Origin of the sequence: Collimonas fungivorans (assembly GCF_028292705.1) — a bacterium.
GTDB classification, from domain to species: domain Bacteria; phylum Pseudomonadota; class Gammaproteobacteria; order Burkholderiales; family Burkholderiaceae_D; genus Collimonas; species Collimonas fungivorans_B.
Genome location: NZ_JAQGLV010000330.1, coordinates 1 through 10,372, shown reverse-complemented (window position 1 = coordinate 10,372; position 10,372 = coordinate 1). Strand labels below are relative to the sequence as shown.

The following is a 10,372-nucleotide window of genomic DNA, read 5'->3' as shown; positions in this document are numbered from 1 at the left end:
ACAGCGATGCAATACCGGTCGAAGTTGACGTCGACAACGAAGTCACGTTGCTATTAGTGGTGCTCAGACCTGTCGACGTTGAGGTCGACAGCGACGAAACGTTACTGTTCGTTGTGCTCAAACCAGTTGATGTCGATGTAGACAGCGATGCGATACCAGTCGAAGTCGACGTCGATAACGAAGTCACATTGCTGTTAGTGCTGCTCAAACCTGTCGACGTTGAAGTCGACAGCGACGACACATTACTGTTCGTTGTGCTCAATCCCGTCGAAGTCGACGTGGACAGCGATGCGATACCAGTCGAAGTCGAGGTCGACAACGAACTCACGTTGCTATTTGTTGTGCTCAGACCTGTTGACGTTGAGGTCGACAGCGACGACACATTGCTGCTGGTGCTGCTCAATCCCGTAGACAAGGAGGCTTCCGCTGCCCGTGACGTGCTGAGGCCGGTCGAAGCGGATGTCGACAGCGACGACACATTGCTGTTGGTGGTGCTCAGGCCAGTCGAAGTCGAGGTCGACAAGGAATTCAGCTGGCTGACATTGGCAGCGTCCGTATTGGCGACACCGGCCGCCACCCCGGTAATTTTCTGGCCATTCAGGTCTAGCCCGTTAACGACAGATCCTGTGCTATTGACGTTGATTTTCCCGCCAACGGAAATGTTTACCGGGTCGGAAGCCGTAGCGCCCGTGCTCGTCTGGTAGAAGATGACGCGGTTGGTCTGGGTCGTTACATTGCTGGTGCCGCAGTTCGCATTGACAATCTGGGTGGTCCCGCCATCCGCAACCTGGCTGCAGGCGGTGTCGTTATTATCGTTGACATAAATGCCTCCGCCCGCAAAAGCCGCACCCGGCAACAGCAGTTCTCCCATGGCAAGCGCGGCAACCACGGCAGCCATTTTTTTGCTGCTGCGCTTGCCGCGAGCCTTCGTATTCTCCGATACGGCTACCCAGATACCTAGCGCTTCGTTGTAGACGGTGCGATAAACTTTATTCATGGTTGGCTCTATACAAAGATGGATGCGGTTCGGGGATTTCGCTCAGATCAGTCACACAGGAAAACTGGGCTGGGCAAGGGCAAGACTGCGGCTGGTGCTTGCAACAGGAATGCAGGACGAGCGAAATTTATCACCATCTAATGTTCTATTTTTCTCAACTTAACAATCTTTGACTACGTGTAACATTTGTTCACATATTCATTTCCTTATTCCAATTATTTGTCTCTCCAATGCCACTAAATTGACGTATCGAATGCATGCCGAGCCCGCCCCCAATATTTCCGGAGAGAACATTTCAATTCACTTGCCGACACCGGGCTGGCCGGGTTTTCCGTACATGCCCACCCTTGCTCGCGCAACAATTCATTAGGTCGTAATAAATCGCATGTATCTTCAATTGCAAGCCATCCGTTTGACGAAGCGACCAGAGCAAAGCATGGGTCCCCGTTTCCGCAGCATTGGCAAGCTCTCGTCCTGACCATGCCGCCATCTCTTGTCCTCAGAAAAATATTGTGAAAAACCTGCCTCCCTATTCGGCTCTACGCAGCCTGTTTTGCTTATTGCTGGCAGCAGCCATCGCCGGATGCGCGCCAGCCAGACCGCAACTGCCGGCGCAAACCGGAAAACCGCCGCTCATCCTGGTATCGATTGATGGTTTCAAGCCGGATTACCTGAACCGCGGGGTCACGCCGAACCTCAACGCCCTTGCGGCGCAAGGCGCCAGAGCCGAGGCCATGCGGCCGTCATTTCCGTCGATAACCTTTCCCAATCACTACACGCTGGTGACGGGACTAAGGCCGGACCGCCATGGCATCGTCGGCAACACCATGGAGGACAACAGGATTCCCGGCGTCCGTTTCAGTCTGGGCAACCGGAAGGCGACCAATGACCGCCGCTGGTGGGACGAAGCAGAACCGATATGGACCACCGCGGAGCAACGCGGCATACGCACCGCGACCATGTTCTGGCCGGGTTCCGAGGCCGCCATCCATGGCGTTCGTCCGAGCGAATGGCGCAGCTACGACAGCAAATTGCCTGCGAGCCAGCGCGTCGACACCTTGCTAGGCTGGCTGGATAAGCCGGTTGCATCGCGCCCGGTTTTCCTTACGCTGTATTTTGAGGATGTCGATCACGCCGGGCACGAATACGGCCCGGATGCAGCGCAAACCACACAGGCTGCGGCGCACATCGATGAAGCGATAGGCAGGCTGGTAGCCGGACTCCAGGCGCGCAGCATCAAAGCCAATATCGTGATCGTATCCGACCACGGCATGGCCGCCATGAGCAAGCAGCGGGTCATCCGGCTGGACCAGATAGCGCCGGCCGGCAGCTATCGGGCAGTGACGAGCGGCACTTACGCCGGACTTGAAGCAAAACCGGGACAGGACAGCGTGTTAGCTGCCGCACTGCTGAAGCCGCAGGAGCATATGCAGTGCTGGCGCAAAGAGGCAATGCCACCCCGCTTCCACTACGGCCGGAATCCGCGGGTGCCGGGTTTTATCTGCCTGGCTGATATCGGCTGGCAGATTGCAACCGACGCGCGTTCTGCCGGACGAACTCCGGCAGGCGGCCATGGATATGACAATATGACCGCCGAGATGCAGGCAATTTTCATCGCAGCGGGGCCGGCATTCAAAGCAGGCATCGTCTTGGCGCCATTCGACAATGTTGACGTCTATCCGCTCATGATGACCTTGATCGGCTTGCAGCCGTTGCCGTCCGATGGTGAATTGACGCTGGCGCCGGCCTTGAACTGACGCTGCAGAACAGGGACAGGGCCGACGGTCAGCGCTTGCGCGCCAGCGTCAGGCCGTCGCCGACCGGCAGCATGGACAGGTCGATGCGCTCATCGCGGTGCAGCTTGCGGTTCAGGTCCTGCAGGGCAGCTGTGTCGTCGTCTTCCGCGACAGAGGCAACGCTGCCGTCCCACAATACATTGTCGATGGCAATCAGGCCGCCCGGGCGCAGCAACCGCAGGCAACGTTCATAGTAGGCATCGTAGCCGGTCTTGTCGGCGTCGATAAAGGCAAAATCGTACTGCCCTGCGGCGCCGGCGGCCAGGCGGGCGTCGAGTGTCGTCAGCGCCGGCGCCAGCTGCAAATCGATCTTGTGCGCGACTCCCGCCGCCTCCCAATAGGGACGCGCAATGCTGGTGTACTCATCGCTGATGTCGCAAGCCAGGATACGGCCGTCGTCGGGCAGCGCGAGCGCCACGGCCAACGAGCTGTAACCCGTGAATACGCCGATCTCGATCGTATTGCGTGCGCCCATCAAACGTATCAGCAAAGCCATGAACTGGCCCTGCTCGGGCGAAATCTGCATGCCGCCGCGCGCATGTTTGGCGGTTGCCGCGCGCAACGCGGTTTGCGCCGGATGTTCGCGCAGCGAATGAGTCAGCAGGTAATCATAAAGAGTATCGTCGAGATTCAGTGTGCGACTGGACATGGAGTGTGCTCCTGAGATGAAGGAAAACAATTTACCACACCCGCCATGGACCGGCTGCCAGCCGATATAAGGCCGCAGGAAGCGCTTATACAGAAACCAATTTAGCATCGTCGAAAGACTTCGTTCCCCTTCCCTCGCGCTGCGGCTAGCATGTTCGTTTGCATACGGCACGCTTGCAGCAAATCCATCGAGGAATCAGCAGAAAATGACGACGACGACATACAAGAGGCGCCTGGTATTGCAGGGGCTGGCTGCCGGCGCGGCAGCTGCTGCAGTGCCCGCTTTTGCAGCAGAAGAACGCACGCTGCGCATCGGTTACCAGAAATTCAACACTCTCAACATCCTGAAAGGCAGCGGCAACCTGGAACAGGCTTTGCAGCCGCTGGGATGGAAAGTCAAATGGTTCGAGTTCGCGGCCGGTCCGCAGCTGACCGAAGCCCTGAACGGCGACGCCATCGATTTTGGCCATGCTGCCGACACGCCCTCCGCCTTTGCCAATGCTGCCGGCGTCAATGCCGTGTACCTGGCCGCCGAACAGCCCTATCCGAAAGGCATAGGGATTTTCGTGGCGCAGGATTCGCCGATCCGCTCTGTAAAGGAACTGAAGGGCAAGAAAATCGCGCTCGGACGCGGCTGGAACGTGCAATACCTGCTGGTGCGGGCGCTGGAAGAAGCCGGCTTGAGTTATAGCGACATCATTCCGGTCTACGTCACCAACGCGGCAGACGTGCGCGCGACTTTCCAGTCCGGCAACGTCGACGCGGCGACCCTGTGGGATCCTTACCTGGCCGGCCAGCAGATCTCGACCAGCCCGCGCATCCTGCGCGACGGCACCGGCCTGTCCAACAACCGTACCTTCCACCTGGCCAATCCCGGTTTCGTCGACCGCAACAAGAACATCATCCGCACCCTGTTTGCCGAACTGAAAAAAACCAACGCCTGGGCCCAGTCGCATCCGCAGGAAACCGCGGCCCTGCTGGCGCCGCAGCTGGGCGTCGATCCCAAGGTGCTGCAGCTGGCGACTGAACGCCGCAACTACACCACTGTGCCGATCGACGCCGCCATCATCGCCGAGCAACAGCAGATCGTCGAAGTCTTCTACAAACTGAACCTGATCAAGACACAGGTGCAAGTCAAAGACAAGGTTTACGCCGAGGCCTTGCTGTAGCACCTGTCGACCTATCGTTACGGAAAAAATATCATGATGCACCTTGCCGCCTTCCTGATCGCCGGCAATGCCGCCCACAGCCAGGTGTTATGGCGCCATCCCGAGAGCAATCCGGGCGGATTCCTGAAACTCGACTATTACGCGCGCATCGCGCAAACGCTGGAGCGCGGGAAATTCGACCTGCTGTTCTTCGCCGACCGGCTGGCGGTCTCGACCCGCTACGGCGGCGATCATCGCTACGGCGTCGGCCATGGCGACCAGGACGCCACCCGGCTCGATCCTCTGCCGGTGCTGGGCGCACTGGCCGCGCTCACCAGCAAGATAGGACTGGGCGCGACGCGTTCGACCACCTATAGCCAGCCGTACAGCCTGGCGCGCGAATTCGCCACCCTCGATCACCTGTCGTCCGGCCGCGCGGCATGGAACGTGGTGACTTCGGTCAACCAGGGCGAGGCCGACAATTTCGGCCTGCGCCAAACCTTGAGCCACGATGCACGTTATGACCGCGCCGACGAGTTCCTGGACGTGGCCCATCAGTTGTGGGGCAGCTGGGCGCCCGACGCGCTGCTGCTGGAGGCAAGCAGCGGCCGTTACGCCGACGCCGATCGGGTGTCGGCGATCGCCCACAGCGGCGCCTACTTCAATGTGCGTGGCCCGCTGAATATTCCCGCCTCGCCGCAGCATGGGCCGGTCATCATCCAGGCCGGATCGTCGCAGCGCGGCCAGGATTTCGCCGCGCGCTGGTCGGAAGTGGTGTTCGGCATACAGCCCGACCTGGCCCGCATGCAGCGCTTTTACCAGGACCTGAAAGGCCGCGCCGCCAAATTCGGCCGCAAGCCCGGCGACATCAAGGTGCTGACCGCCGTCATGCCTTTCGTCGGCGCTTCGCGCGCGGAGGCGGAAGACAAGCGCGCCCGCCACAATGCGCTGGTAGACCCTATCGTCGGCCTGTCGACGCTGTCAAGCCACATGAATGTGGATTTTTCAGGCTACGCGCTGGATGCGCCCGTCGCCGACCTCGAGGTGGCCGGCATGCAAGGCCTGTTCAGCCTGATCCGCGAGCTGTCCGCCGAGCGCCAGTTGACGCTGGCGGATATCGGCCGCATGTACGCCAGCGGCGTGCTGGTGCCGCAGGTAGCCGGCACAGCCGCCGACATCGCCGACTGGATGGGGCATATCGTGGCGCAGCAAGGCGCCGACGGTTTTGTCATCACGCCGGTGCATTTGCCGCACGGCTTCGACGATTTTGTCGACCTGGTGGTGCCGGAACTGCAAAAAAGAAAACAGTTCCGCCTTGACTACCGGGGTGACACCTTGCGCAGCTATCTGCAGAACTGACGCACCGGCAAGAATCTCGCCGGCGACTCGCCACGCCTCCCCAATTCACCTGCCGCACGCAGGTGAAACCTGAAATTTCCCCATCTGCAGCCATGGACCGAAGCTGTCATCCCGGTCCAGACAGCTGCTCAATGCCGCCCAATTGTTGATCCACATTGAATAGTGTTGCCAATTACAGCCAGTTTATCCATTGGAAATTAACCGGCATGATGTATTCACTGCTCGGCAAACCGATATCCGGGATTCCTGGCGCAGCCAAGGCAACGCTCAAACCAACTTCAAGGAGCTTCAAATGAGCCATGCAAAAGTAGCTATCGTCACCGGATCGTCGCGCGGCATCGGCGCAGCAGTAGCGCAACGGCTGGCGGCCGACGGTTTTGCCGTCGTCATCAACTATGCCGGCAGCGCCGCGGCTGCCGAAACCCTGGCCCGGCAACTGATGCAGCAAGGCGGTAAAGCCCTCGCCGTGCAGGCGGATGTCAGCGACCCGGCCGCGGTGCGCGCCATGTTCGATGCAGCCGAACAAGCGTTCGGCGGCGTCGACGTGCTGGTCAACAACGCCGGCATCATGCTCAATGCAACCATCGCCGACACCGATGACGCCGCTTTCGAGCGCCAGGTCGCAATCAATCTCAAAGGCAGTTTCAACACCCTGCGCGAAGCCGCCAAACGGCTGCGCAACGGTGGCCGCATCGTCAATTTTTCGTCAAGCGTGGTCGGCATGTTGCAGCCTTCCTACGGCGTGTACGCCGCCACCAAGGCTGCGGTGGAAGCAATGACCAGCGTGCTCGCCAAGGAACTGCGTGGCAAGAACATCACGGTCAACGCCGTTGCGCCGGGGCCGACCGCTACCGACCTGTTCCTCAACGGCAAACCGCAGGAAGTGGTCGAGCGCCTGGCCAAGCTGGCGCCGCTCGAACGCCTGGGGCAGCCGCAGGACATCGCCGCCACAGTCGCCTTCCTGGCCGGCGCTGATGGCGGCTGGATCAACGGCCAGGTGCTGCGCGCCAATGGCGGCATCATCTGATCGCCGGACGACAAGCTATTTTTCGATATATATGAGAAAGGAAAACATCATGCAACAAGTCATCGTCATTACCGGCGCCTCCAGCGGCTTCGGCGCCCTCGCCGCGCGCGCCCTGGCCCGCGCCGGCCACACAGTCTATGCCAGCATGCGCGAAACCAAGGGACGCAATGCGCCCCAGGTCGCTGAAGCGGCGCGTTATGCCGCCGAACACGGAGTGGACCTGCGCAGCGTCGAGCTCGACGTCGCAGACAGCGCTTCGGTCGAGGCCGGCATCGCCAGCATCATCGCCGACTGCGATCGGATCGATGTGGTGATCCACAACGCCGGCCACATGTCTTTCGGTCCGGCGGAAGCGTTTACGCCGGAGCAGTTCGCGCAGCTGTACGACATCAACGTGCTCAGCACACAACGCGTCAACCGCGCCGCCTTGCCGCAACTGCGCAAGCAAGGCAAGGGGCTGGTGATGTGGATTTCTTCCAGCAGCGCGCGCGGCGGCACGCCGCCTTACCTGTCGCCGTATTTCGCGGCCAAGGCAGCCATGGATTCGCTGGCGGTGTCGTATGCGGGAGAACTGGCGCGCTGGGGCATAGAGACCGCGATCATCGTGCCTGGTGCGTTCACCAAGGGCACCAACCACTTCGCCCATTCCGGTGCGCCGGCCGACCAGGCACGCGCCGCGGAATATGACAATGGCCCGTATGCCGGCGTGCCGCAGCAGGCGCTGCAAGGACTGGCGGCGCTGGAACCGGCCGACGCCGATGCCGGGTCGGTAGCCGAGGCCATCGTCGAGGTGATCGGCATGCCTTTCGGCGGCAGGCCGTTCCGCACCCATATCGATCCCTCGCAAGACGGCTGCGAGATCGTCAACGGCGTCGCCGACCGTGTGCGCAGCGAGATGTTCCGCCGCATCGGACTGGAGGACTTGCTGCACCCGAAGGTGACCGCTTGATGAGATATTAGCCGGCCTTCTTCAGGCAAGCCGCCTTGGCTACGTCAAGGCGTTTTTCCAGGTTGGCTTCCAGCGACGGCGATTTGCCGGTCTGCACCAGCAGGTTGTATTCGCTTTGCGGCACGCTGTCCCAGTAGGCATCGGACACGCAGCCGCAAAAGGCTGGCATTTTTTCCGGCGCTTTTGGGGCGCCGCGGGCTGAACCGCCCATCTTCAGGCAGATTTCGGTATTCGCCTTCTTTAACTCTGGCATGACCTTGGCGCCCCATGCCAGCTGGCTGGCGGCGACCAAGGAAAGTGCAGCAAACGCGACGAGAATTTTTTTCATCTAGTCTCTTATTTGAAATTCATCAGGATAGTCGTCACTATCGGGAAGGCAATGATGATAAAGGTAATCGGGAAGATGAACATGATCAGGGGTGCAATCATTTTCATCGGCGCTTCCATCGCCAGTTTCTCGGCGCGCTGGAAACGCTCGGTGCGTTTCTGTTCGGCGAACTTGCGCAAGGTCGGTCCCAGCGGCACGCCAAGCTTATCGCATTGCAGGACAATACCGACAAAACGCGAAATGTCGATGTTACCGGTGCGGCGCGCGAATTTTCCCAAGGCGTCGGCGCGGCCGGCTCCGGTTTTCATGTCGCGCACTACCCGCTCGATCTCATGGCGCAAGACGCATTCCGGGCCGCGTTCGCAGAAATTGACGATGGCGGTGTTCAAGGTCAAGCCGCATTCGCAGCAAAGCGTCACGATATCGACGAAGGACGGAAAGTAGCGCGAGATTTCGATGTTGCGCTTCTTCTTCTGGTCGCGGATCCACATCAGCGGATAAAACCAGCCTATCAGACCCAGCACCAGCATGATGATGAGTACGATGTAGTCAATGCCGAATGCCGCCAGGCCGACCAGCACGGCGAAAAAAAGCGCTATTGCCAGTGAGAAAAATTGCAAGGCATAAGTCTCGCCGGGAGTCATGAAATATTCCAGGCCGGCGGTGTTAAGCATCTGCTTACGCTTCAGCAGCCGCGCCTCCGACACCGTGGCGCCAAAATAGAAGTCAAAGAACATCACTCCGTTCCAGACTTTTTTCAGCAACGGCGGCAGCGGATCCATGTTCGGCCGGAATTTGGTGACCTTGACATTGGCCACCAGCCGAAACAGGTAAAACATGAACACACTAAGGCTGCCGAAGGCCAGTATGATCGCGCCGTAAAGATAGATTGAGCTGCTCATGGCATTTATCCGATAACAATATGTCCGCGGCCGTCAGACATCGATGTCCAGGATTTTCTGGATCACCTTGTGGCCGATATAGGCCATGGTGAGACAGACGAAGAGTACGATCTTGCCGTAAAACGTAGTCAGCAGCAGGCCCATTTCGGCCGGCTGGATGAAGAACAGCGCAACCCCGACCAACGCCGGCAGGCAGATCATGACCCAGCCCTGCATCTTGCCCTGCGCCGTGAGCGACCTGATCTTGCCTTCGATCGTCAGTTTTTGCTGGATCGTGTTGGACAGGCTCATCAACGTTTCCGACAGGTTGCCGCCCACCGATTTCGAGATCCGGAAAGTCATCACCAGCAACTGGAAATCGACCAGGTCGATGCGCTTGCCGACTTCTTCGATCGCCGTCTCGAAATCGACGCCCACCTTCTGCAGCCGGATCACGTGCGCGAATTCGCTGGCCAGCGGCGAGCTGCTCTCCTTGGAATAGGATTGCAAGGCAATGCTCAGGGACACACCGGCGGTCAGGCTGGAAGCGATCACGGTGAGCGCCGTCGGCAATTCGTATTCGATGCTGTTGAGGCGGCGCTTGCGCTTGTAATTGCTGATCCAGAGCGGCGCCTTGAAGATGAAATAACCGATCAGCAGCACCAAAAGTATATTGCGCAGCACGAAATAGATCACCACTACCAGCAGCAGCGCCGCCGCAATTTGGGCGAACAGCACCATGTAGACGCGGCCGTCGCGCAGCCCGGTCCATTCCTTGATGTGGCCGATGTAGCGCACGTGCATGTCGAACAGCACTTTGAGGAAATAACTCTTCGAGTTCATCAGCGACCAGGCGATGAACAGCACCAGCCCGAACAGAATCCCCGAGAACAGCAGTATCTGGTTACTCATTTTCCATTCGCTCCATAAAGACCGGTTTCATGCCCGAATAGCGGAAATCGCCATAGGTCTTGCCGTTCTGGTCAAGGCCTTCCCGGTGAAACTTGAAGATGTCCTGCAGCTGGACGGTTTCCGATTCGATGCCGACCACTTCGGTGATCGCCGTCACCTTGCGTGCGCCGCAGGAATAACGGGTGAGCTGGATGATCAGGTGCACCGCCGATGAAATCTGTTCGCGGATCGCCCGCACCGGCAGGTTCATGCCGGCCATCAGCACCAGCACCTCCATCCGCGCCAGCGCGTCGCGCGGAGAGTTGGCGTGCAAGGTGGTCATTGAGC

At 59.5% G+C, this 10,372-nt stretch carries 10 protein-coding genes and 1 pseudogene; 5 read left to right on the top strand and 6 right to left on the bottom strand.

Annotated elements, in window-relative coordinates; translation table 11 throughout:
* On the bottom strand, positions 1–997 hold a 997-nt coding region (locus tag JWQ61_RS18685), incomplete at its 3' end, for an ESPR domain-containing protein (RefSeq protein WP_304361820.1).
* A gap of 512 nt (positions 998–1,509) precedes the next feature.
* On the opposite strand from JWQ61_RS18685, the gene JWQ61_RS18680 reads away from it, so the two are divergent.
* Positions 1,510–2,754, top strand: a complete 1,245-nt coding sequence (locus JWQ61_RS18680) for an ectonucleotide pyrophosphatase/phosphodiesterase (RefSeq protein WP_304361819.1) — start codon at positions 1,510–1,512, stop codon at positions 2,752–2,754.
* A gap of 28 nt (positions 2,755–2,782) precedes the next feature.
* Here JWQ61_RS18680 and JWQ61_RS18675 read toward each other — a convergent pair whose 3' ends face one another.
* The gene (locus tag JWQ61_RS18675; RefSeq protein WP_304361818.1) at positions 2,783–3,442 is read right to left on the bottom strand and encodes a class I SAM-dependent methyltransferase; all 660 of its coding nucleotides are present in this window, start codon (positions 3,440–3,442) and stop codon (positions 2,783–2,785) included.
* Positions 3,443–3,647: 205 nt separating this feature from the next.
* Here JWQ61_RS18675 and JWQ61_RS18670 point away from each other — a divergent pair, with 205 nt between their 5' ends.
* The 4 genes from JWQ61_RS18670 to JWQ61_RS18655 all read left to right on the top strand — a co-directional run bounded on the left by JWQ61_RS18670 (position 3,648) and on the right by JWQ61_RS18655 (position 7,924).
* Entirely contained in the window at positions 3,648–4,610 is a 963-nt protein-coding gene (locus JWQ61_RS18670; RefSeq protein ID WP_304361817.1) for an aliphatic sulfonate ABC transporter substrate-binding protein, read from the top strand.
* A gap of 36 nt (positions 4,611–4,646) precedes the next feature.
* On the top strand, positions 4,647–5,948 hold the full coding sequence (locus tag JWQ61_RS18665) for an LLM class flavin-dependent oxidoreductase (RefSeq protein WP_304361821.1): 1,302 nt from the start codon (positions 4,647–4,649) through the stop codon (positions 5,946–5,948).
* Between the two features lie 292 nt (positions 5,949–6,240).
* Positions 6,241–6,975 (top strand): SDR family oxidoreductase, encoded by a 735-nt coding sequence (locus JWQ61_RS18660; RefSeq protein ID WP_304361816.1) that lies wholly within the window; start codon positions 6,241–6,243, stop codon positions 6,973–6,975.
* Positions 6,976–7,024: 49 nt separating this feature from the next.
* The gene (locus JWQ61_RS18655) at positions 7,025–7,924 is read left to right on the top strand and encodes an SDR family oxidoreductase (protein ID WP_304361815.1); all 900 of its coding nucleotides are present in this window, start codon (positions 7,025–7,027) and stop codon (positions 7,922–7,924) included.
* Between the two features lie 7 nt (positions 7,925–7,931).
* On the opposite strand, the gene JWQ61_RS18650 is transcribed toward JWQ61_RS18655, so the two are convergent.
* The 4 genes and pseudogenes from JWQ61_RS18650 to JWQ61_RS18635 form a co-directional block, all read right to left on the bottom strand.
* Positions 7,932–8,252: a hypothetical protein gene (locus tag JWQ61_RS18650; RefSeq protein WP_304361814.1), complete on the bottom strand. Its 321-nt coding sequence runs from the start codon at positions 8,250–8,252 to the stop codon at positions 7,932–7,934.
* Positions 8,253–8,260: 8 nt separating this feature from the next.
* On the bottom strand, positions 8,261–9,154 hold the full coding sequence (locus JWQ61_RS18645; protein WP_304361813.1) for a type II secretion system F family protein: 894 nt from the start codon (positions 9,152–9,154) through the stop codon (positions 8,261–8,263).
* A 33-nt stretch (positions 9,155–9,187) separates the two neighbouring features.
* Entirely contained in the window at positions 9,188–10,045 is an 858-nt protein-coding gene (locus JWQ61_RS18640) for a type II secretion system F family protein (protein ID WP_304361812.1), read from the bottom strand.
* A pseudogene (locus tag JWQ61_RS18635) lies at positions 10,038–10,372 on the bottom strand (ATPase, T2SS/T4P/T4SS family); the annotation flags it as partial. The pseudogene JWQ61_RS18635 and the gene JWQ61_RS18640, both read right to left, overlap by 8 nt.

What these genes read in the sequence shown, in the direction of transcription:
- JWQ61_RS18645 (WP_304361813.1), bottom strand. Translation starts at nt 9,154, where the DNA reads ATGAGCAGCTCAATCTATCTTTACGGCGCGATCATACTGGCCTTCGGC.
- JWQ61_RS18660 (WP_304361816.1), top strand. Translation starts at nt 6,241, where the DNA reads ATGAGCCATGCAAAAGTAGCTATCGTCACCGGATCGTCGCGCGGCATC.
- JWQ61_RS18640 (WP_304361812.1), bottom strand. Translation starts at nt 10,045, where the DNA reads ATGAGTAACCAGATACTGCTGTTCTCGGGGATTCTGTTCGGGCTGGTG.
- JWQ61_RS18670 (WP_304361817.1), top strand. Translation starts at nt 3,648, where the DNA reads ATGACGACGACGACATACAAGAGGCGCCTGGTATTGCAGGGGCTGGCT.
- JWQ61_RS18675 (WP_304361818.1), bottom strand. Translation starts at nt 3,442, where the DNA reads ATGTCCAGTCGCACACTGAATCTCGACGATACTCTTTATGATTACCTG.
- JWQ61_RS18655 (WP_304361815.1), top strand. Translation starts at nt 7,025, where the DNA reads ATGCAACAAGTCATCGTCATTACCGGCGCCTCCAGCGGCTTCGGCGCC.
- JWQ61_RS18665 (WP_304361821.1), top strand. Translation starts at nt 4,647, where the DNA reads ATGCACCTTGCCGCCTTCCTGATCGCCGGCAATGCCGCCCACAGCCAG.
- JWQ61_RS18650 (WP_304361814.1), bottom strand. Translation starts at nt 8,252, where the DNA reads ATGAAAAAAATTCTCGTCGCGTTTGCTGCACTTTCCTTGGTCGCCGCC.